This window comes from Clostridium sp. AF02-29 (genome assembly GCF_934835585.1).
Classification (GTDB): Bacteria; Bacillota; Clostridia; order Lachnospirales; family Lachnospiraceae; genus Otoolea; species Otoolea fessa.
Genome location: NZ_CAKVZK010000002.1, coordinates 80,344 through 101,011 on the forward strand (window position 1 = coordinate 80,344; position 20,668 = coordinate 101,011).

The window sequence follows — 20,668 nt, forward strand, 5'->3', positions numbered from 1 at the left end:
AAATTTCTGCATGGAAATATATTCTTGTGGATAAACAGGAGTTTCTTCTATATAAAAGGTGTAATTACCCACCGGAAGAAGAAACTCCTGTTTTTTCTTGAAAAATATAGATTTTTTCTTAAAAAAACACTTGCATTTCCCAGAAAGCTGTGTTATTATAACGAAGCTGTGGCATGATAGCGATGAAACGAGAGGTTGCTGCTTATGATAAGCAGGTTATTCCGCGGAGCGAATGTCAAGTTAGGAAACTGGCGACAAGTCACTGTACAAGAATAGAGTATCCTGAAGACAAATGACGGATTTGGTGTGTGGACTGCGAGGACACACACGGGTATGTGTACAGTCACCGCTTGTCGTGCTTAATAGTACGAAAAGGAGGCGACTTTTTTTATGGCAAGTCAAGTAATGAGAATCACACTGAAAGCTTATGATCATCAGCTGGTAGATACATCCGCTGCAAAAATCATTGAGACTGTAAAGAAAAACGGATCAAAGGTGAGTGGACCGGTGCCGCTGCCAACTAAGAAAGAGGTAGTAACCATTCTGCGAGCAGTTCATAAGTACAAAGATTCCAGAGAGCAGTTCGAGCAGAGAACTCATAAGAGACTCATCGATATCATTGCTCCGAGCCAGAAGACAGTTGATGCACTGCAGAGACTGGAAATGCCGGCTGGCGTGTCCATCAACGTAAAGATGAAAAACAAATAATTAAGAATCCTATACTAGTTTAGATAGAGACATCTGGACAGTTCTAGGATGAACGCGGGAGTTTGACGAACGCGTTCCGCTGTAGAAAAACAGGAGGTCAGATTAATGAAGAAAGCGATTTTAGCTACCAAAGTCGGAATGACTCAAATCTTCAACGAAGACGGAGTTTTAACTCCAGTAACCGTTCTTCAGGCTGGACCGTGTGTTGTTACACAGGTTAAGACAGAAGAGAACGATGGCTACAAAGCAGTACAGGTTGGTTTTGTAGACAAGAGAGAAAAACTTGTGACAAAGCCGGTTAAGGGTCATTTTGACAAGGCAGGCGTTGCTTACAAGAGATATGTAAGAGAGTTCCGCTTAGAGAATGCTGAAGAGTATTCTGTAAAAGACGAAATCAAGGCAGACATCTTCGCAGCAGGCGATAAAATTGATGCAACTGCTATTTCCAAAGGTAAAGGTTTCCAGGGTGCCATCAAGAGACACGGCCAGCACAGAGGACCGATGGCTCACGGTTCCAAGTTCCATCGTCATCAGGGTTCCAACGGTTCTGCAACCACACCGGGACGCGTATTTAAGGGCAAAGGAATGCCGGGTCACATGGGCAGCGTAAAAGTAACTGTTCAGAACCTGGAGGTTGTTAAGGTTGATACTGAGAACAACTTACTCCTTGTTAAAGGCTCTGTACCGGGACCGAAGAAATCCTTAGTAACAATCAAAGAGACAGTAAAGGTCGCTAGATAAGGCTTTTACGGGAAAGGAGGAACATACAGATGGCAAACGTATCTGTTTTCAATTTAGAAGGCAACGAAGTTGGCACATTAGAACTGAATGATGCTGTATTCGGTGTAGAAGTAAATGAACATCTGGTTCACATGGCAGTTGTAGCACAGCTTGCTAACAAACGTCAGGGAACTCAGAAAGCAAAAACCCGTTCCGAAGTTTCCGGCGGTGGTAAGAAACCGTGGAGACAGAAAGGTACCGGACATGCAAGACAGGGTTCAACAAGAGCTCCGCAGTGGACGGGCGGCGGCGTAGTATTCGCTCCGACACCACGTGATTATACAATCCGTTTAAATAAGAAAGAGAAGAGAGCTGCTCTTAAATCTGCTCTGACAAGCCGTGTAAACGAGAACAAGTTCATCGTAGTTGAGGCTATGAACTTCGACGAGATCAAGACAAAGAAATTTGTTGAGGTTATGAACAACCTGAAAGTAAACAAAGCTTTAGTTGTTCTGGATGAGGCTTGTGACAAGGCTGTATTATCCGCTAGAAACGTGGCAGACGTTAAGACTGCTTCCGTAAGCACCATCAACGTTTACGATATCCTGAAATACAACACAGTAGTAGCAACCAAGGCTGCTGTAGCTTCTATCGAGGAGGTATATGCATAATGGCAAACGTACAGTACTATGACGTAATCCTCAAACCGGTTGTAACTGAGAAGAGTATGAATGCTATGACAGACAAGAAATACACCTTCCTGGTACACACCGAGGCAAACAAAACTATGATCAAAGAAGCCGTTGAGAAGATGTTCCCGGGCACCAAAGTTAAGAGTGTCAACACCATGAACATGGACGGCAAGACAAAGAGAAGAGGCATGACATTCGGTAAGACAGCTGCAACAAAGAAAGCTATCGTTCAGCTGACCGAGGACAGCAAAGAGATCGAGATCTTCGCTGGTTTATAATTCATCCTCAATAGACAATTATACGACGAACACTATGTCGTGAAAAACATGAAGAAACGCCAGGAGGCGTTGAACGAAAGGAGTCAAAGTCATGGGAATTAAATCTTACAGCCCATATACACCTTCCAGAAGACATATGACCGGCTCTGATTTCTCTGAGATTACAAAATCCACACCGGAGAAATCCTTAGTAGTTTCTTTAAAGAAGAACGCAGGTCGTAACAACCAGGGTAAAATCACCGTTCGTCACAGAGGCGGCGGTTCCAGAAGAAAATATAGAATCATCGACTTCAAGAGAAATGCAAAAGACGGTATCGCAGCAACCGTACTTGGTATCGAGTACGATCCGAACCGTACAGCAAACATCGCTCTGATCTGCTACGCAGACGGCGAGAAAGCTTATATCCTTGCTCCGGCTGGTTTACAGGTTGGACAGAAGGTTATGAGCGGTGCAGAGGCTGAGGCAAAAGTTGGTAACTGCTTACCGCTTTCTGAAATCCCGGTTGGTGCACAGATTCACAACATCGAGCTTCTTCCGGGCAAGGGTGGTCAGCTGGTTCGTTCCGCTGGTAACTCTGCTCAGTTAATGGCTAAAGAAGGCAAATATGCAACCCTTAGATTACCGTCCGGAGAGATGAGAATGGTTCCGATCAGCTGCCGCGCTACTATCGGTGTAGTTGGCAACGGCGACCACAACCTGATCAATATCGGTAAGGCTGGTAGAAAACGTCACATGGGTATTCGTCCGACTGTCCGCGGTTCTGTTATGAACCCGAATGACCATCCGCATGGTGGTGGTGAGGGCAAGACCAGTATCGGTCGTCCAGGTCCTTGCACACCTTGGGGCAAACCGGCACTCGGCCTGAAGACCAGAAAGAAAAACAAACAGTCTAATAAGTTAATCGTAAGAAGAAGAAACGGTAAACAGTAATAGGAGGTATACTAATGGGTCGTTCATTAAAAAAAGGACCATTTGCAGATGCTCATCTTTTAAAGAAAGTAGATGAGATGAACGCAGCAGGACAGAAACAGGTTATCAAAACCTGGTCCCGCCGTTCCACAATCTTCCCGCAGATGGTTGGACATACAATCGCAGTTCACGATGGTAGAAAACATGTTCCGGTATACGTGACAGAGGACATGGTTGGACATAAACTCGGTGAGTTCGTAGCCACTAGAACTTACAGAGGCCACGGAAAAGACGAGAAGAAAGCAGGACGTAAGTAAGTTACGCTTGAAAGGAGGTTTCACCAATGGCTAAAGGACATAGATCCCAGATTAAAAGAGAAAGAAATGCTAATAAGGATACGAGACCGTCGGCTAAGCTGTCTTACGCCAGAGTATCCGTTCAGAAAGCATGCTTCGTATTAGATGCCATCAGAGGCAAAGATGTGAAGACAGCGCTTGGTATTGTAACATACAATCCTAGATATGCTTCTACTTTAATTAAAAAATTACTCGAGTCTGCTGTTGCTAACGCAGAGAACAACAACCAGATGAATCCGGAGAACCTGTACGTTGCAGAATGCTTCGCTAACAAGGGACCGACAATGAAGAGAGTAAAACCGAGAGCACAGGGCCGCGCTTACAGAATCGAAAAGAGAATGAGCCACATCACAATCGTGCTTGATGAGAAATAAGAGGAGGCAATTATGGGACAGAAAGTTAATCCGCACGGCTTAAGAGTCGGTGTTATTAAAGACTGGGATTCCAGATGGTATGCGGAAGCTGATTTTGCAGATAACCTGGTAGAGGATCACAAAATCAGAACCTTCCTTAAGAAGAAATTATACAGCGCCGGTGTTTCCAAAATCGAAATCGAGCGCGCTTCTGATAAAGTAAAAATCATTCTTTACACTGCTAAACCGGGCGTTGTTATCGGTAAAGGCGGCGCAGAGATCGAGAAGACAAAAGCTCAGGTTCAGAAATTAACTGACAAGAAAGTTTTTGTAGACATCAAAGAAGTTAAGAGACCAGACAGAGACGCTCAGCTCGTTGCAGAGAACATCGCTCAGCAGCTTGAGAACCGTATTTCCTTCCGTCGTGCGATGAAGTCCGCTATGGGCAGAACCATGAAGGCTGGAGCTAAGGGTATCAAGGCTTCCGTATCCGGACGTCTTGGCGGTGCTGATATGGCTCGTACAGAGTTCTACAGCGAGGGCACTATCCCGCTTCAGACATTAAGAGCAGATATTGACTACGGTTTCGCTGAGGCAAACACAACATACGGCAAGACCGGTGTTAAGGTTTGGATCTACAAAGGCGAGGTACTTCCTGCGAAAGGAAATAAGGAAGGGAGCGATAAATAATGTTAATGCCGAAAAGAGTAAAGCGTCGTAAACAGTTCCGTGGTACCATGGCCGGCAAGGCGCTTAGAGGAAATGTAATCAACTACGGTGAGTACGGTTTAGTCGCTACAGAACCGTGCTGGATCAAATCCAACCAGATCGAGGCAGCCCGTGTTGCCATGACCCGTTACATCAAACGTGGTGGTAAAGTTTGGATTAAGATTTTCCCGGATAAACCAGTAACTGCTAAACCGGCTGAGACTCGTATGGGTTCCGGTAAAGGCGCACTTGAGTACTGGGTAGCAGTAGTAAAACCAGGCCGCGTAATGTTCGAGATCGCGGGTGTACCAGAGGAGACAGCGAGAGAAGCGCTTCGTCTTGCTATGCACAAACTTCCGTGCAAGTGCAAGATTGCTTCTAAAGCAGATTTAGAAGGCGGTGATAACAGTGAAAATTAATAAGTATGTAGAAGATTTAAAAGCTAAGACATCTGCAGAATTAAACGAAGAATTAGTAGCTGCTAAGAAGGAACTCTTCAACTTAAGATTCCAGAACGCTACCAACCAGCTGGATAATACAAGCAGAATTAAAGAGGTTCGCAGAAACATCGCTCGTATTCAGACTGTTATTACAGAGAAAGCGAACTAATTATCATAGATTCCTAAAATAGGAAAGGAGATATCTACCGTGGAAAGAAATCTTAGAAAAACACGTACCGGTAAGGTAGTAAGCAACAAGATGGACAAAACAATCGTAGTTGCTATCGAAAACCACGTAAAACATCCTTTAATCGGTAAGATTGTTAAGAAGACTTATAAATTAAAAGCACACGACGAGAACAACGAGTGCGGTATCGGTGATACTGTAAAGGTAATGGAAACAAGACCGTTATCCAAGGATAAGAGATGGAGACTCGTCGAAATTATCGAGAAAGCGAGATAATTTCTAAATCAGAAAGGAGTATTGGGCATGATTCAGCAGGAGACCAGATTAAAGGTTGCCGACAATACCGGTGCGAAAGAATTACTCTGTATCCGCGTTATGGGCGGCTCTACTAGAAGATATGCAAATATTGGCGATGTAATCGTTGCCAGCGTTAAAGATGCAACACCAGGCGGTGTTGTAAAGAAAGGCGATGTAGTGAAGGCCGTTGTTGTACGTACCGTTAAGGGCGCACGCCGTAAAGACGGTTCCTATATCAAATTTGATGAGAACGCAGCCGTTATCATCAAAGACGACAAGAACCCGAGAGGAACCCGTATTTTTGGGCCGGTTGCCAGAGAGCTTCGTGAGAAACAGTTTATGAAGATTGTTTCCCTGGCTCCGGAAGTACTGTAGGAGGTGTCAGCTGTGCATAAAATTAAAAAAGGCGACCTGGTAAAGGTTATCACAGGTAAAGACAAAGACAAAACCGGAAAAGTTCTTTCCGTTAATGTAAAGAAGAATACAGTCCTGGTTGAGGGATGCAACATGGTAACAAAGCATACCAAACCGTCTGCAGCTAATCAGCAGGGCGGCATCATCCATCAGGAAGGCGCGCTTGACATTTCCAACGTTATGCTGGTAGTGGACGGCAAGGCTACGAGAGTTGGCTTCAAAGTAGAAGACGGCAAGAAAGTCCGTGTTGCTAAGGCAACCGGTAAAGTAATTGACTAATACAGAGAGGAGGAACGTTAAAATTGGCTAGATTAAAAGAAATGTATCAGAGCGAAATCGTAGACGCTATGATCAAAAAATTCGGATATAAAAATATCATGGAAGTGCCGAAGCTGGACAAGATTGTTATCAACATGGGCGTTGGCGAGGCAAAAGAAAATGCTAAAGTTCTGGACTCTGCTGTAAGAGATATGGAAATCATCACTGGCCAGAAGGCAGTTCTTACAAAAGCGAAAAAATCAGTCGCTAACTTCAAACTTAGAGAGGGTATGGCTATCGGCTGTAAAGTTACCCTGCGTGGCGAGAAGATGTATGAGTTCGCTGATCGTCTGATCAACCTGGCTCTTCCGCGAGTAAGAGACTTCCGCGGTGTAAATCCGAACGCATTTGACGGCAGAGGCAACTACGCTCTGGGTATCAAAGAGCAGCTTATCTTCCCGGAGATCGAGTACGATAAAGTAGATAAGGTAAGAGGTATGGATATCATCTTCGTTACCACTGCTAAGACCGACGAAGAAGCACGTGAGCTGTTAACTCAGTTCAACATGCCATTTGCTAAATAATAGGAGGATTTATCATGGCTAAAACTTCAATGAAGATTAAACAGCAGCGTCCGGCAAAATTCTCCACCAGAGAATATAACCGCTGCAGAATCTGCGGTCGTCCGCATGCATATTTAAGAAAATACGGCATCTGCAGAGTTTGCTTCCGTGAATTAGCTTACAAGGGCGAAATTCCGGGCGTAAAGAAAGCAAGCTGGTAGGCATTGAGCACTTGATGAGGTAGTTTCGAATCTAGTGCGAAAGCCCGTCCCGAGACTTAGTGAGTCAAAGTCGAAGACGATAGACGAGCTTAGTCGAGTGGACGATGCCTATATTATAGAGGACACATCCTAGTGTTCCCACACCCCACCGAAACCCACTTACAGTAAGTGGTAGTCAAATTATAAGGAGGCACACTCAAAATGACAATGAGCGATCCGATTGCAGATATGCTTACAAGAATCCGTAATGCTAACACTGCAAAACATGATACAGTAGATGTTCCGTCTTCCAAGATGAAATTAGCAATCGCTGACATCCTGGTAAAGGAAGGTTTCATCAAGAAATATGACGTTGTTGAGGACGGCAATTTCAAGACTATCCGTATTACCTTAAAGTACGGTAAAGACAAAAACGAGAAAATCATCTCCGGCATCAAGAGAATTTCCAAACCGGGTCTGCGTATCTACGCAAACAAGGAAGATATGCCGAAGGTACTGGGCGGTTTAGGTGTAGCTATCATCTCCACCAACCAGGGCGTTATCACTGACAAGCAGGCAAGAGAACTCGGCGTAGGCGGAGAAGTTCTTGCATTTGTTTGGTAGGCATTGAGCACTTTACGAGGTCTTTTCGAGTTTAGTGCGAAAGCCCGTCCCGAGACTTAGTGAGTCAGAGTCGAAGACGATAGACGAACTTAGTCGAGTGGACGAAACATTATAGATACAACTGAAAACAGAGAAGCCGCTCAGGCTTCTCCGAAAATCTAAGTAGGAGGTAAAAGGCATGTCACGTATCGGAAGAATGCCAGTTGCGATTCCGGCGGGCGTAACCGTAACAATCGCAGAGAACAATTTAGTGACTGTAAAAGGTCCGAAGGGAACTCTTGAGAGAGAACTCCCGGTTGAGATGAACATCAAAGAAGAGGATGGTCATATCGTAGTTACCAGACCGAACGACTTAAAGAAAATGAAATCTTTACACGGTCTGACAAGAACCTTAATTAACAACATGATTCATGGTGTAACAGAAGGCTATGAGAAAGTGCTGGAAGTTAACGGTGTTGGTTACAGAGCAGCGAAGCAGGGCAAGAAACTGGTTCTCAGCCTTGGTTACTCCCATCCGGTAGAGATGGAAGATCCGGAAGGCATTGAGACTGTTCTGGAAGGACAGAACAAGATCACTGTTAAAGGTATCAGCAAAGAAAAAGTTGGCCAGTATGCAGCTGAGATTCGGGATAAGAGAAGACCTGAGCCGTACAAGGGCAAAGGTATTAAGTATGCCGATGAGGTTATCAGACGTAAAGTTGGTAAGACTGGTAAGAAATAATTAAGGAGAGTGTGAAGATGGTTAGCAAACAGTCAAGAAGCGAAATTCGCGTTAAAAAACACGTTAGATTACGCAACCGTTTTTCTGGCACAGCCGAGAGACCGCGTTTAGCAGTGTTTAGAAGTAATAATCATATGTATGCTCAGATCATTGATGATACAGTTGGAAAAACTTTAGTAGCAGCTTCCACTGCCGAGAAGGAAGTTAAAGCTGAACTGGAGAAGACGAACGATGTTGCAGCAGCAGCTCACGTTGGAACTGTAATCGCTAAGAGAGCGCTTGAAAAAGGTATTAAAGAAGTTGTCTTCGATAGAGGCGGATTTATTTACCACGGAAAAGTTCAGGCATTAGCAGATGCAGCCCGCGAGGCTGGTCTGGAATTCTAGTAGGAAGGAGAACATACACATGAAACGTACAAAAATTGATGCCAACCAGTTCGAGTTAGAGGATACTGTAGTGGCAATCAAACGTGTATCCAAGACCGTTAAGGGCGGACGTACAATGCGTTTTTCCGCTTTAGTAGTAGTTGGAGATAAAAACGGCCACGTTGGTGCTGGTATGGGAAAAGCTGCTGAGGTTCCGGAAGCAATCCGCAAGGGCAAAGAGGCAGCTGCCAGAAACCTGATGGAGGTTCCGTTCGATGAGAACAATAGCATCCCGCACGATTTCCTCGGCAAATTCGGAAGCGCTAACGTACTTCTGAAGAAGGCTCCGGAAGGTACCGGTATTATCGCTGGTGGTCCGGCTCGTGCCGTACTGGATTTGGCTGGTTACAAGAACATCCGTACAAAATCCCTTGGTTCCAACAACAAGGCAAACGTAGTTCTTGCTACCCTGGCAGGCTTAGGTTCTTTAAAGACTCCGGAAGAGGTTGCAAAACTTCGCGGTAAGTCTGTAGAAGAAATTCTGAACTAATAGGAGGAGATAAAAATGGCAGAGAAATTAAAAATCACATTGGTTAAGTCTCCTATTGGCGCTATCCCGAAGCAGAAAGCAACGGTTGCAGCTCTTGGTTTAAACAAGACTGGCAAGACAGTTGAGCAGCCGGACAACGCCGCTATCAGAGGCATGATCCAGAATGTTAGACATTTAGTTAAAGTAGAGGAAATCTAAGATATTTGCAAGGAGGTGCAGTCATGGATTTATCCAATTTAAAGCCGGCGGTAGGCTCTAAGCACAGCGACAGCTTCAGAAGAGGTCGTGGTCACGCATCAGGCAACGGTAAGACTGCTGGTAAGGGACATAAGGGACAGAAAGCTCGTTCCGGCGCTCCGAGACCAGGATTTGAAGGCGGTCAGATGCCGTTATATAGACGTCTCCCGAAGAGAGGCTTCACAAACAGAAATTCTAAAACCATCGTTGGTATCAACGTAAGCGCTCTTGAGAGATTCGAGAACGACACAGTTGTTACGGTTGAAACATTAATCGAAGCAGGCATCGTAAAGAACCCGCGTGACGGCGTTAAGATCCTCGGCAATGGCGAGCTGACCAAAAAGCTGAACGTAAAGGTTGATGCGGTAAGTGAAGGCGCGAAAGCTAAGATCGAGGCCGTTGGCGGAACCTGCGAGGTGATCTAATATGTTAAAAACGCTCCAGAATGCATTTAAGATAAAAGAGGTCAGAGAAAAACTCCTCTATACGTTCTTTATGCTGGTTGTGACCCGTATCGGATCGCAGCTGCCGATTCCCGGAGTTAATACAACATTTTTCCAGGAACTGTTTACAAGACAGTCCAATGATGCGTTTGGTTTCTTCAATACGATTACCGGCGGTTCGTTCACGAACATGTCGGTATTCGCATTGAGTATTACCCCGTACATCACTTCTTCCATTATCATGCAGCTTCTGACAATTGCAATTCCGAAATTAGAGGAAATGCAGCAGGAGGGCGAGGACGGAAGAAAGAAGATTGCGGAATATACGCGTTACCTTACGGTTGCACTGGCGCTGATGCAGTCCGTCGCTATGTCGATCGGTTTCGGCGGTAAGGGACTTTTAGTTGAGTTTACTGCCCTGAATGTGATTGTCGCTATTGTGACAATGACAGCCGGAAGTGCCATGCTGATGTGGATCGGTGAGCGAATCACCGAGAACGGCGTCGGAAACGGTATTTCTATCGTGCTTCTGTTCAATATCATTTCAACCATGCCAAGCGATATGATTACGCTCTATGAGCGTTTCCTGCAGGGCAAGATCGTGGCGGTTGCAGTTGTAACAGCCGTGATTATCGTAGCGGTTATCGTAGCGATGGTTGTATTTGTTATCATTTTACAGGATGCAGAGCGGAGAATTCCGGTTCAGTATTCTAAAAAGATGCAGGGACGTAAGATGGTTGGCGGTCAGTCCACAAGCATCCCGTTAAAAGTAAATACAGCAGGTGTTATTCCTGTTATCTTTGCTTCATCCCTGATGTCTTTCCCGGTGGTAATTGCTGGATTTTTCCAGGTTAATTATGACACCATTGGAGGAAAGATTCTTCTGGCTCTGAATTCCAGCTCCTGGTTTAATCCAGAGCGTCCGGCTTATTCAGTTGGTTTAATTGTCTACATCGCGTTGATTATTGTGTTTGCGTATTTCTACACATCCATTACATTCAACCCGCTTGAAGTAGCAAACAACATGAAGAAATCCGGCGGCTTCATCCCGGGCATTCGTCCAGGAAAGCCAACATCCGATTACCTGGATGGAATTCTGGAGTATATTATACTGATTGGTGCCTGCGGACTGATCATTGTCTGCCTGGTTCCGATTATTGTCTCTGGACTGTTCTCAGTGAGCCGTCTCTCCTTCGGAGGTACTTCTCTTATCATTATCGTAGGTGTAGTACTTGAGACAATCAAAGCAGTCGAATCACAGATGCTGGTTCGCAACTATAAAGGATTCTTAAACGACTAAGACAACTCGCTTTCTGGGCGGGAGCTTGCTTACTTTACGGCTGGAGGTGGCCGGAGACAGCTCCTGCCTGGAGGCGATTCTGTTGTATATAGGGAGATTGTAACCATTATGAAGATTGTTATGTTAGGAGCACCGGGAGCCGGAAAAGGAACACAGGCTCAGAGAATTGCAGAAAAATACGGCATTCCGCACATTTCTACCGGAGATATTTTCCGTTCCAATATCAAGGCAGGCACAGAGCTTGGTAAAAAAGCAAAATCGTTCATCGATCAGGGGCTTTTAGTACCGGACGAGGTAACGATCGGCATGCTTCTTGACCGGATCCATGAGGCTGACTGCAAGAACGGCTATATTCTGGATGGATTCCCAAGAACGATCCCGCAGGCTGAGAGTCTGACAGAGGCGCTGGCAGCAAACGGCGAGGCGATTGATTTCGCGCTCAACGTAGATGTGCCGGATGCAAACATCGTAAACCGCATGGCAGGACGCCGTGCGTGCTTAAAGTGCGGCGCTACCTACCACATCCAGTTCGCAGCACCGAAAAAAGAAGGAATCTGCGACAAGTGCGGTTCTGAGCTGGTGCTTCGTGATGATGACAAGCCGGAGACTGTACAGAAACGTCTGGAAATATACCATGACCAGACACACCCGCTGATCGAGTACTATGAGAAGAAGGGCGTTCTTCATACGGTAGACGGTACACAGACCATGGAAGACGTATTCAAGAACATTACGGATATTTTGGGAGCTTAAAACATGGCAGTGACGATAAAATCTCCCAGGGAGATTGAACTGATGCGTGAGGCGGGAAGAATTCTCGCCAAAACGCATGAGAAACTGGCGAAGAATCTTCGGCCGGGCATGTCCACCTGGGATATTGATCATATGGGAGAGGAAATCATCCGGAGTTACGGCTGCATTCCCTCGTTCAAAAATTACAACGGCTATCCCGCATCGATCTGCGTCTCTGTCAATGATGAGGTTGTACATGGAATCCCGCACAAGGAACATTTCCTCGATGAGGGAGACATCGTCAGTCTGGATGCAGGAGTGATCTACAAAGGATACCACTCAGACGCAGCCCGGACTTACGGCATCGGAGAGATCGACGATGATGCCAAAAAACTGATTGAAGTTACCAGACAGAGCTTCTTTGAGGGAATTAAATTTGCCAAAGCTGGCAATCATCTCAATGACATCTCTGTAGCGATCCAGAAATATGCCGAAAGTTTCGGTTTTGGTGTTGTCAGGGATCTGGTTGGTCATGGAATCGGTTCCCATCTGCATGAGGATCCGGAGATTCCGAATTTTGCAAGAAAAAGAAAAGGAATTCTCTTACAGCCCGGTATGACGCTCGCGATTGAGCCGATGATTACCGAGGGCAGCTACGAAGTAGTCTGGCTCGATGATGACTGGACCGTCATGACGGAAGATGGCGGCTGGGCTGCTCATTATGAAAATACGATTCTTATTACAGAGGGCGAACCTGAGATCCTTTCCTTATAAAGAAGAAGTAAGCTGGGGAAGTTTTTACGAATACCTAAGCAGACTTTCCGATTACAGTATGTACGCATCTTGAGGCAGATGTCCGAGCCGATCAATAAGGCGGGCAATGGCAAAAATTCTTTGTCGAAGACAAATCTGCATGAATTTTTGCCCTGTTTGCGAGCTAAGTGAGCAAATAGGCAAGCGAACAAACTGTAATCTGAGAAGCCTGCGGCGGGAGCGGAAACACCTGTCTACAGAAACGGAGATCAGAATGACGGAATATGGAACTGGCTGTCTGGTCCGCTCACTTGCGGGCCACGACAAAGGCACTTATTATATTATAGTCAGAGAAGATGCACGCTACGTGTATCTGGCAGACGGACGCACTAAAACCGCCGCCAAGCCGAAACGCAAGAAGAGAAAGCACGTGCAGTTCTCCCACAAATGGGACGAGGCGCTGGCAGCCCAGTTTGCGGACAGCGCGGCAGTCCAGGATGAAGCGATCCGCTATTTCATTCAGAAATCATTGCAGGGAGGTATATAGAATGTCGAAAGCAGATGTAATTGAGATTGAGGGCGTAGTAGCAGAGAAGCTGCCGAACGCTATGTTTAAGGTAGAACTGGAAAACGGACACATCGTACTTGCTACGATCAGCGGAAAACTCCGTATGAACTACATCCGTATTCTGCCGGGCGATAAGGTTACAATGGAAATGTCGCCATACGATCTCTCTAAGGGAAGAATCATTTGGAGAGATAAATAAAGACCAATCCATTTTTCTCAATAAAAATATTGAGAGAAGTGTAAATTTCGCTTGCATTATAGGATTTTAAATGTTATAATGCTTTAGCGAACTTTGTTGAAGCATCAGGTAAGATCCGCCCTTTTGTCCTCTCACGGCAGGGGGATGGAACGAGTCTGTTGTACCTGTAAGTCCGACACAGGACTGCAATAGGTTATAAAAAATTGTATGTCCGAGATTGGACGGACTATTACGGAAAGGAGAATTGCTGTGAAGGTTAGATCATCGGTTAAACCAATTTGCGAAAAGTGCAAGATCATCAAGAGAAAAGGCAGTATCAGAGTAATCTGTGAGAATCCGAAGCACAAACAAAGACAGGGCTAATTTAATTTAGCACCTATTTTTTCGCGCGGCTTTCTATTATGAACCACTCGGATGAGTTGTTCAGTAGTTTAAGCAAATTTATACATTATCAACGAAGAAGTAAGAAAAACTAATGGAGGTGTACTACACACATGGCTCGTATTTCAGGTGTCGATTTACCAAGAGAGAAACGCGTAGAGATCGGCTTGACTTACATCTACGGTATCGGTAGAGCAAGTGCAGCCCGTATCCTGGCCGAAGCTGAAGTTAATCCTGACACTCGTGTTAAGGACTTAACTGACGACGAAGTTAAGAAGCTTGCGGCAATCATCGCTGACAGTCAGGTGGTTGAGGGTGATCTGAGAAGAGAGATCGCTATGAACATCAAGAGACTGCAGGAGATTGGATGCTACAGAGGCATCCGTCATAGAAAGAGCCTTCCGGTTCGTGGTCAGAAGACAAAGACCAACGCTAGAACTCGTAAGGGTCCGAGAAAGACAGTAGCAAACAAGAAGAAATAATTAAGTAACAAGGAAACTGAATCAGGTTAGGTTTAGCAACAGGATTCAATATTTGAGAAAGTAGGTTAGTTTAAAATGGCTAAAAAAGTGTCCACTGGCAAGAAAGTGACAAAAAAGCGTGTAAAGAAAAACGTTGAACGCGGACAGGCGCACATCCAGTCATCTTTTAACAACACAATCGTGACATTAACAGATGCACAGGGTAATGCCTTATCTTGGGCAAGTGCAGGCGGTCTGGGATTTAGAGGTTCAAGGAAATCTACTCCATATGCAGCTCAGATGGCTGCAGAAACTGCAACGAAGGCAGCTCTTATCCATGGCTTAAAGTCTGTAGACGTTATGGTAAAAGGTCCGGGATCAGGTCGTGAAGCAGCAATCCGTGCTCTTCAGGCATGTGGTCTGGAAGTAACAAGCATTAAGGACGTAACTCCGGTTCCGCATAACGGATGCCGTCCGCCGAAACGTAGAAGAGTCTAATTAGGAGGTGCAAGTAAAGTGGCAGTAGATAGAGTTCCTGTACTTAAAAGATGTAGATCTCTTGACCTTGATCCGGTTTATTTAGGAATCGACAAGAAATCAACGAGAAAATTAACGAGAGCCAACAGAAAGATGAGCGAGTATGCACTCCAGCTGAGAGAAAAGCAGAAAGCAAAATTCATCTACGGTGTGTTAGAGAAACCGTTTAGAAATTACTATGCAAAAGCATCCAGAATGAATGGTCAGGTCGGTGCTAACCTGATGATCCTTCTGGAGTGCAGACTGGATAATGTATTATTCAGAATGGGCTTTGGCCGTACAAGAAAAGAGACACGTCAGATCGTAGATCACAAGCACGTTCTCGTAAACGGCAAGAGCGTAAACATCCCGTCCTACTTAGTTAAGGCTGGCGATGTAATCGAGATCAAAGAGAAGTACAAATCTTCACAGAGATATAAAGATATCGTTGAGGTAACCGGCGGAAGAATGGTACCGGCATGGCTGGAAGTTGACGCTGAGAACCTGAAAGGTACTGTTAAAGAGTTACCGAGCAGAGACGAAATTGACGTTCCTGTAAACGAAGTGCTTATCGTCGAGCTGTACTCCAAATAATAAGAAGTATTACTATTATGTTAGTCCAGAATCTCCCATGTATCTGCTTTGGCAGCTGCTTGGGAGATTCCGAGACTACAAGAGTATGGCAGACCCTCAAAAATGTTCCCAAAAGGAGGGGCTATCGTGTTCGATTTTGAAAAACCAAAAATTGAAATTGCTGAGATTTCCGAAGACAAAAGATATGGCAAATTTGTGGTTGAACCGCTGGAAAGAGGCTATGGTACCACATTAGGCAATTCTTTAAGAAGAATTATGCTTTCCTCTTTGCCTGGTGCAGCAGTAAGTCAAGTGAAAATCGACGGCGTTTTGCATGAGTTCAGTTCTATCCCTGGTGTAAAAGAGGATGTAACTGAAATTATCATGAACATCAAGAGTCTGGCGATCAAAAACAGCAGCGAGACGAATGAGCCGAAGACGGCTTATATCGAGTTCGAGGGCGAAGGCGTCATCACAGCAGCTGACATTCACGCTGATTCTGACATTGAGATTTTGAATCCGGACCAGGTCATCGCTACATTAAGCGGCGGCGCGGACAGCAAATTCTACATGGAGCTGACGATCACGAAGGGCCGCGGCTACATCAGCGCAGATAAGAACAAGAGTGAAGATCTTCCGATCGGAGTTCTGGCTGTTGATTCTATCTACACACCGGTGGAGCGTGTCAATATGACCGTTGAGAACACCCGTGTGGGTCAGGTGACAGATTATGATAAGCTGACATTAGATGTATACACAAATGGAACGCTGGCACCAGACGAAGCTGTCAGCCTGGCAGCAAAGGTTCTGAGCGAGCATCTGAACCTCTTCATTGACCTTTCCGAGAATGCCAAGACCGCAGAGGTTATGGTAGAGAAGGAAGACAACGAGAAAGAGAAAGTGCTTGAGATGAACATCGACGAGCTGGAGTTATCCGTTCGTTCTTACAACTGTTTAAAGAGAGCCGGAATCAATACAGTGGAGGAGCTGTGCAACCGCACACCGGAAGATATGATGAAAGTCAGAAATCTGGGCCGCAAATCCCTGGAAGAGGTTCTTGCAAAACTGAAAGAATTAGGCCTGCAGCTCAATCCGAGCGAAGAGGCTTAAGATACCGCGTGGGTGGACGTGCTTTGCAGTGCATCCCTTTCATGCAGATACGGGGACGGGTAAGTCCGAATGGCACAGGTCCCTGCATAACCATCAAACAATTATATTTTATATAGCAGACATTCAGTAAGTCCAAAGGGCATGAGTGTCGGCTTCCGCAAATGGAGGAGAAAGAATCATGGCAGGATATAGAAAACTTGGAAGAACTTCCAGTCAGAGAAAAGCAATGCTGCGCAGCCTGGTAACCGCACTGTTATTCAACGGCAAGATCGTTACCACTGAGGCAAGAGCAAAAGAAGTGAAGAAGATCGCTGAGGGTCTGATCGCTCTGGCAGTAAAAGAGAAAGATAACTTCGAGACCGTTAAAGTTACCGCTAAGGTAGCTCGCAAAGACGAGAACGGCAAGAGAGTAAAAGAAGTTGTTGACGGCAAGAAAGTTACCGTTTACGACGAAGTAGAGAAAGAGATCAAGAAAGATAAAGCTTCCAGACTTCACGCTAGAAGACAGATGCTGAAGGTTCTCTACGATGTAACAGACGTTCCGACTGCAAGAGCAGGCAAGAAGAAAAACACTAAGAAGGTAGATATGCCGGCTAAGCTGTTTGATGAGCTTGCACCGAAGTACGCTAACCGCAATGGTGGTTACAGCCGTATCGTTAAGATCGGTCAGCGTAAGGGCGATGGCGCTATGGAAGTTCTGTTAGAGCTGGTATAATTTAGATAGATTCGTTTGTTTAAGTTGTATCAAATCTTCGTTCTTTTACGCAAGTTTTGAATCGTAAGATGATTTTATACCCCCGGTTTGGGAGACAGAGAAATCTGTCTTCTGAACCGGGTTTTTTGACGTTAGAAAGGAATTTTTCAGGTTTTCCATTTACCTTGAGAAAAAGTCAGGGTTTTAATAACACTTGAATGAAAAAAATAGAAAGAATGGCGCAAAAATAGCAGACTGAATTTTACGGTTTTCCGCATACTAGGATTAAACGATTTTATCGAACAAGTTCTTGGATTCAAACAGAGTGTACATCTGCATTTCGTTGAGATTCGCCGCAGTGCGGAATCTACGGAACGGGGGAGGTACATAGGAGTAGAAGGAGGAAAAACCGTGCGAAAAAACTCTGGTATGTGGAAAACAAAAAGTCGGAAGGAAAAACTTCGCCGTGTTCTGCTGATAATCTTTGGTGCGGGGGTCATTGCGCTTGCCGGCGTGTCTTATCAATATGTGAAGAACGCGGTTCCCGACCGCATTAATGTGGTGGTGGACCGGCAGGAGCAAGTTCGCTTTGGGCTGCCGTTTCGGGCATTGCTGGAAAGTGAGAGCGAGGAGGTGCTTCTAAACGGCAGCTCTAAAATTCCGTCCGACCAGATCCATCTGCAGCTCAACCAGCCCTTTTCCATCTATTCTGAACAGGAGGGAACGTACCGTTTAAGTCTCAAACTCTTTGGAATATGGAAATTAAAGGATATCGAGGTAGATGTGTCGGACGTCCAGTATGCGGTTCCCTGTGGGCTGCCGGTGGGTATTTACATGAAATCCGATGGACTGATGGTGATTGGAACCGGAAGGGTGACGGCACAGACGGGGGAAGTGATAGATCCGGCGGACGGGATCCTGCGTTCTGGAGATTATATCGAGGCAATCAACGGGACGCCGGCGACGGACAAGAAAGATATGATACGGGCGGTCAAGGAAGCAGGAAATATGGCTCTGACACTTTCAGTGCGCCGCGAGGGAGAGACGATGGATGTACAGATGACGCCGGTACAGACGCAGGAGGGAGACTATAAGCTGGGGCTGTGGATCCGCGACGATACGCAGGGCATCGGTACGATGACCTATGTATGTGCTAACGGCGCGTTTGGAGCGCTGGGACACGGTATCAGCGACGGCGACACGGGACTTCTGGTGCAGACCTCCGGCGGCGAACTATACGATACGGAGATTCTGGGCGTGGAGAAGGGAAGTTTCGGAAAGCCGGGCGTGATGTCGGGCGTTATTTACTATGGAAATCAGTCGCGGCTGGGAAGTGTGGAGGCTAATACGGATCAGGGCATTTTCGGGACGGCAAATCCGCGCTTTTTAAGCCGGGTAAAGAACCCTGCAATTCCGATCGGTTACCGTCAGGACGTCAAAAAAGGCCGTGCCTGCATCCGCAGCAGCGTGTCCGGGGAATTGAAAGACTACGAGATTGAGATTCAGAAAATAGACCACTCCTCCAACCGCCACAACAAGGATATGGTCATCCGCGTAACCGATCCGGAACTTCTGTCCCTGACCGGCGGGATCGTCCAGGGCATGAGCGGTAGCCCCATCATCCAGAACGGAAAACTCATCGGAGCAGTCACGCACGTTTTTATTCAGGATTCGACGCGTGGGTATGGGATTCTGGTGGAGAATATGCTGGGACATTGAATCTGGATGCAAAGTAACTGTTTACAGGTGGGAATTTTCTGGACTGAAAATTCCATATGATACAGTTCTGGCAGCAGATTTTGCCGATTTGGAATGCGCAGAATCGGCAAAATCCTGTTGCTGGGCACACGTGTCTGAACAGTAATATGCAAAGTGCAAAGTTTTGGCTCTCTTTATTGACAGAATATAAAAAAGCGTATATAATGGAGCAAATTACATATATTTGGCAAAACAGTTGAAAAGCTGCGACGCAAAGCTATAGGGCCTGTAAAATGGCAGCCAGTTGCATTAACACGGTAACAGAGTATGTTATAGTTGTATGGCTATGGTGTATCTCTGTTTTTTTGTTGGAATTTATCGAAAACCGATCTGCAAAGATGGAATTTCCATGTTCGGAAACCGGTCATGGAGGTTTTATAATTGCGTGTATTTTGTCTATCTTTCGACTGGAATCGGTAAAACGCGGTGATAAGGGATCGTCAGATAAACGTATGGCGGCTGGGCGGCAGAAGGTTTATAGCGGAATCTTAACAGATACGGTCAGCTACAATATATGCTTATATATAATTTGCATTTTGCGTAATTTATTTTGCATCAAAAAGAATTGATAGACAGAATAAGTGTCAAGTGTCGAATTGCGCGATCAAAACGAGTTGAAACTTGTTAAAAAAAGAATTTATAATTATCTTAATCATCACAGGTGCCGAGGAGGAGAATTTTATGGCAGAAATGAAGATTGCGATCGCAGAGGATAATCGTCAGGCATTGGATATGCTTGGAAATATACTGGAAAGTGATAAGGAGATTCAGGTGGTCGGAAAAGCGGAAAACGGAACCGATGCCTATAATATGATCGTAAAGACAAAGCCGGATATTGTATTTCTGGATGTAGTGATGCCGGGAATGGATGGAATTTCGGTTATGGAGCGCATCAAGACAAATCAGGACTGTTCAGCTGACACTTCCTTTGTTATGATTACAGCTGCGAGCAGCGAGAATCTGACTGCGGATGCTTTTCGGATGGGCGCCTGTTATTACATAGTAAAGCCATTTTCGAAGGAGGCGGTCTTAGACAAGGTGCATCGCCTGAAGAATTACAGGAACCGCGCTTCGACCCTGGCGGGCAGCCGGAAGGTGGAACCGTATATGGTGTCGGCGGAGTATGAAAGACAAAATCTGGAGAGCGATGTGACGCAGATTCTGCATGAGATTGGGATTCCGGCTCATATTAAGGGATATCAGTACCTGCGGGATGCGATTATTTTGTCAGTCAGTGATAAAGAAATGCTCGGTTCTGTGACGAAAATCCTGTACCCGACCATCGCCAAGAAGCGCCAGACCACTTCAAGCCGTGTCGAGCGGGCAATCCGCCACGCGATTGAGGTCGCATGGAGCCGCGGCAAGATGGACACGATCAATGATCTATTTGGATATACCGTCAGCACAGGGAAAGGAAAGCCGACCAATTCGGAATTTATCGCATTGATTGTTGATAAGATTTGCCTGGATTATAAGCGGGTTGTATAAAATCGTGCGGTGCTTTTTGGAGCCGAAAGTGCTGTAAGCCTTTTTAACACGATTGTAACACATTTATGAAAGTGACTGATTGCATGGGTAAATGTGTGTATGATAAGATAA

34 protein-coding genes and 1 riboswitch are annotated in these 20,668 nt (G+C 45.6%); all 34 genes read left to right on the forward strand.

Annotated features, from left to right (window positions below):
- Window positions 1-390: 390 nt before the first annotated feature.
- Complete coding sequence (gene rpsJ, locus PUQ60_RS01100) at window positions 391-708, forward strand: 30S ribosomal protein S10 (protein ID WP_022360576.1); 318 nt, start codon at window positions 391-393, stop codon at window positions 706-708.
- 105 nt (window positions 709-813) lie between these two features.
- Window positions 814-1,449, forward strand: coding sequence for a 50S ribosomal protein L3 (gene rplC, locus PUQ60_RS01105; protein WP_022360575.1), 636 nt, complete (start codon window positions 814-816; stop codon window positions 1,447-1,449).
- A gap of 29 nt (window positions 1,450-1,478) precedes the next feature.
- The gene (gene rplD, locus PUQ60_RS01110) at window positions 1,479-2,099 is read left to right on the forward strand and encodes a 50S ribosomal protein L4 (RefSeq protein WP_022360574.1); all 621 of its coding nucleotides are present in this window, start codon (window positions 1,479-1,481) and stop codon (window positions 2,097-2,099) included.
- Entirely contained in the window at window positions 2,099-2,398 is a 300-nt protein-coding gene (rplW, locus tag PUQ60_RS01115) for a 50S ribosomal protein L23 (RefSeq protein ID WP_022360573.1), read from the forward strand. The genes rplD and rplW overlap by 1 nt, the downstream gene beginning before the upstream one ends.
- Before the next feature lie 91 nt (window positions 2,399-2,489).
- Window positions 2,490-3,329: a 50S ribosomal protein L2 gene (gene rplB / locus PUQ60_RS01120; protein ID WP_022360572.1), complete on the forward strand. Its 840-nt coding sequence runs from the start codon at window positions 2,490-2,492 to the stop codon at window positions 3,327-3,329.
- Between the two features lie 14 nt (window positions 3,330-3,343).
- Window positions 3,344-3,625 carry a 30S ribosomal protein S19 gene (gene rpsS / locus PUQ60_RS01125; RefSeq protein WP_022360571.1) on the forward strand — a complete coding sequence of 94 codons (282 nt, stop codon included), beginning with the start codon at window positions 3,344-3,346 and terminating at the stop codon, window positions 3,623-3,625.
- Window positions 3,626-3,651: 26 nt separating this feature from the next.
- Complete coding sequence (gene rplV, locus PUQ60_RS01130) at window positions 3,652-4,038, forward strand: 50S ribosomal protein L22 (protein ID WP_022360570.1); 387 nt, start codon at window positions 3,652-3,654, stop codon at window positions 4,036-4,038.
- Between the two features lie 12 nt (window positions 4,039-4,050).
- Entirely contained in the window at window positions 4,051-4,707 is a 657-nt protein-coding gene (rpsC, locus tag PUQ60_RS01135; RefSeq protein WP_022360569.1) for a 30S ribosomal protein S3, read from the forward strand.
- Window positions 4,707-5,144, forward strand: coding sequence for a 50S ribosomal protein L16 (gene rplP, locus PUQ60_RS01140; RefSeq protein WP_022360568.1), 438 nt, complete (start codon window positions 4,707-4,709; stop codon window positions 5,142-5,144). The genes rpsC and rplP overlap by 1 nt, the downstream gene beginning before the upstream one ends.
- Window positions 5,134-5,334, forward strand: a complete 201-nt coding sequence (gene rpmC / locus PUQ60_RS01145) for a 50S ribosomal protein L29 (protein WP_022360567.1) — start codon at window positions 5,134-5,136, stop codon at window positions 5,332-5,334. The genes rplP and rpmC overlap by 11 nt, the downstream gene beginning before the upstream one ends.
- A gap of 39 nt (window positions 5,335-5,373) precedes the next feature.
- On the forward strand, window positions 5,374-5,628 hold the full coding sequence (gene rpsQ, locus PUQ60_RS01150) for a 30S ribosomal protein S17 (protein WP_273401098.1): 255 nt from the start codon (window positions 5,374-5,376) through the stop codon (window positions 5,626-5,628).
- 27 nt (window positions 5,629-5,655) lie between these two features.
- On the forward strand, window positions 5,656-6,024 hold the full coding sequence (rplN, locus tag PUQ60_RS01155) for a 50S ribosomal protein L14 (protein WP_022360565.1): 369 nt from the start codon (window positions 5,656-5,658) through the stop codon (window positions 6,022-6,024).
- Between the two features lie 12 nt (window positions 6,025-6,036).
- Complete coding sequence (gene rplX / locus PUQ60_RS01160) at window positions 6,037-6,342, forward strand: 50S ribosomal protein L24 (protein ID WP_022360564.1); 306 nt, start codon at window positions 6,037-6,039, stop codon at window positions 6,340-6,342.
- Window positions 6,343-6,365: 23 nt separating this feature from the next.
- Window positions 6,366-6,905: a 50S ribosomal protein L5 gene (rplE, locus tag PUQ60_RS01165; protein ID WP_022360563.1), complete on the forward strand. Its 540-nt coding sequence runs from the start codon at window positions 6,366-6,368 to the stop codon at window positions 6,903-6,905.
- A 14-nt stretch (window positions 6,906-6,919) separates the two neighbouring features.
- The gene (locus PUQ60_RS01170; RefSeq protein WP_022345134.1) at window positions 6,920-7,105 is read left to right on the forward strand and encodes a type Z 30S ribosomal protein S14; all 186 of its coding nucleotides are present in this window, start codon (window positions 6,920-6,922) and stop codon (window positions 7,103-7,105) included.
- Window positions 7,106-7,306: 201 nt separating this feature from the next.
- Complete coding sequence (rpsH, locus tag PUQ60_RS01175; protein WP_022360562.1) at window positions 7,307-7,708, forward strand: 30S ribosomal protein S8; 402 nt, start codon at window positions 7,307-7,309, stop codon at window positions 7,706-7,708.
- 178 nt (window positions 7,709-7,886) lie between these two features.
- The gene (gene rplF, locus PUQ60_RS01180) at window positions 7,887-8,429 is read left to right on the forward strand and encodes a 50S ribosomal protein L6 (RefSeq protein WP_022360561.1); all 543 of its coding nucleotides are present in this window, start codon (window positions 7,887-7,889) and stop codon (window positions 8,427-8,429) included.
- Between the two features lie 17 nt (window positions 8,430-8,446).
- Window positions 8,447-8,815, forward strand: a complete 369-nt coding sequence (gene rplR / locus PUQ60_RS01185; protein ID WP_022360560.1) for a 50S ribosomal protein L18 — start codon at window positions 8,447-8,449, stop codon at window positions 8,813-8,815.
- Between the two features lie 19 nt (window positions 8,816-8,834).
- Window positions 8,835-9,344 carry a 30S ribosomal protein S5 gene (gene rpsE / locus PUQ60_RS01190; RefSeq protein ID WP_022360559.1) on the forward strand — a complete coding sequence of 170 codons (510 nt, stop codon included), beginning with the start codon at window positions 8,835-8,837 and terminating at the stop codon, window positions 9,342-9,344.
- Window positions 9,345-9,359: 15 nt separating this feature from the next.
- Window positions 9,360-9,542, forward strand: a complete 183-nt coding sequence (gene rpmD / locus PUQ60_RS01195) for a 50S ribosomal protein L30 (protein ID WP_022360558.1) — start codon at window positions 9,360-9,362, stop codon at window positions 9,540-9,542.
- A gap of 23 nt (window positions 9,543-9,565) precedes the next feature.
- Window positions 9,566-10,006 carry a 50S ribosomal protein L15 gene (rplO, locus tag PUQ60_RS01200; protein WP_022360557.1) on the forward strand — a complete coding sequence of 147 codons (441 nt, stop codon included), beginning with the start codon at window positions 9,566-9,568 and terminating at the stop codon, window positions 10,004-10,006.
- Window position 10,007: 1 nt separating this feature from the next.
- Complete coding sequence (gene secY, locus PUQ60_RS01205) at window positions 10,008-11,324, forward strand: preprotein translocase subunit SecY (protein ID WP_022360556.1); 1,317 nt, start codon at window positions 10,008-10,010, stop codon at window positions 11,322-11,324.
- Between the two features lie 108 nt (window positions 11,325-11,432).
- Window positions 11,433-12,077, forward strand: a complete 645-nt coding sequence (locus tag PUQ60_RS01210) for an adenylate kinase (protein ID WP_022360555.1) — start codon at window positions 11,433-11,435, stop codon at window positions 12,075-12,077.
- Between the two features lie 3 nt (window positions 12,078-12,080).
- A complete protein-coding gene (map, locus tag PUQ60_RS01215) occupies window positions 12,081-12,830 on the forward strand; it encodes a type I methionyl aminopeptidase (RefSeq protein ID WP_273417128.1) in 750 nt (249 codons plus the stop codon).
- A gap of 253 nt (window positions 12,831-13,083) precedes the next feature.
- Window positions 13,084-13,356 (forward strand): hypothetical protein, encoded by a 273-nt coding sequence (locus PUQ60_RS01220; RefSeq protein ID WP_273417129.1) that lies wholly within the window; start codon window positions 13,084-13,086, stop codon window positions 13,354-13,356.
- A gap of 1 nt (window position 13,357) precedes the next feature.
- Window positions 13,358-13,576 (forward strand): translation initiation factor IF-1, encoded by a 219-nt coding sequence (gene infA, locus PUQ60_RS01225; RefSeq protein ID WP_022360552.1) that lies wholly within the window; start codon window positions 13,358-13,360, stop codon window positions 13,574-13,576.
- A gap of 249 nt (window positions 13,577-13,825) precedes the next feature.
- Window positions 13,826-13,939 carry a 50S ribosomal protein L36 gene (gene rpmJ, locus PUQ60_RS01230; RefSeq protein ID WP_003497809.1) on the forward strand — a complete coding sequence of 38 codons (114 nt, stop codon included), beginning with the start codon at window positions 13,826-13,828 and terminating at the stop codon, window positions 13,937-13,939.
- A 131-nt stretch (window positions 13,940-14,070) separates the two neighbouring features.
- Window positions 14,071-14,439 (forward strand): 30S ribosomal protein S13, encoded by a 369-nt coding sequence (rpsM, locus tag PUQ60_RS01235; protein WP_022360551.1) that lies wholly within the window; start codon window positions 14,071-14,073, stop codon window positions 14,437-14,439.
- A 75-nt stretch (window positions 14,440-14,514) separates the two neighbouring features.
- On the forward strand, window positions 14,515-14,916 hold the full coding sequence (gene rpsK / locus PUQ60_RS01240) for a 30S ribosomal protein S11 (RefSeq protein ID WP_022360550.1): 402 nt from the start codon (window positions 14,515-14,517) through the stop codon (window positions 14,914-14,916).
- An 18-nt stretch (window positions 14,917-14,934) separates the two neighbouring features.
- Entirely contained in the window at window positions 14,935-15,528 is a 594-nt protein-coding gene (rpsD, locus tag PUQ60_RS01245; RefSeq protein ID WP_022360549.1) for a 30S ribosomal protein S4, read from the forward strand.
- 126 nt (window positions 15,529-15,654) lie between these two features.
- Window positions 15,655-16,617 carry a DNA-directed RNA polymerase subunit alpha gene (locus PUQ60_RS01250; protein ID WP_107000788.1) on the forward strand — a complete coding sequence of 321 codons (963 nt, stop codon included), beginning with the start codon at window positions 15,655-15,657 and terminating at the stop codon, window positions 16,615-16,617.
- Window positions 16,618-16,795: 178 nt separating this feature from the next.
- A complete protein-coding gene (locus tag PUQ60_RS01255) occupies window positions 16,796-17,332 on the forward strand; it encodes a L17 family ribosomal protein (protein WP_022360547.1) in 537 nt (178 codons plus the stop codon).
- A 390-nt stretch (window positions 17,333-17,722) separates the two neighbouring features.
- On the forward strand, window positions 17,723-19,030 hold the full coding sequence (spoIVB, locus tag PUQ60_RS01260; RefSeq protein ID WP_337955606.1) for a SpoIVB peptidase: 1,308 nt from the start codon (window positions 17,723-17,725) through the stop codon (window positions 19,028-19,030).
- 215 nt (window positions 19,031-19,245) lie between these two features.
- Window positions 19,246-19,321: riboswitch (cyclic di-GMP riboswitch) on the forward strand.
- Window positions 19,322-19,750: 429 nt separating this feature from the next.
- A complete protein-coding gene (gene spo0A, locus PUQ60_RS01265) occupies window positions 19,751-20,557 on the forward strand; it encodes a sporulation transcription factor Spo0A (protein ID WP_022360545.1) in 807 nt (268 codons plus the stop codon).
- The last annotated feature ends 111 nt before the right edge of the window (window positions 20,558-20,668 follow it).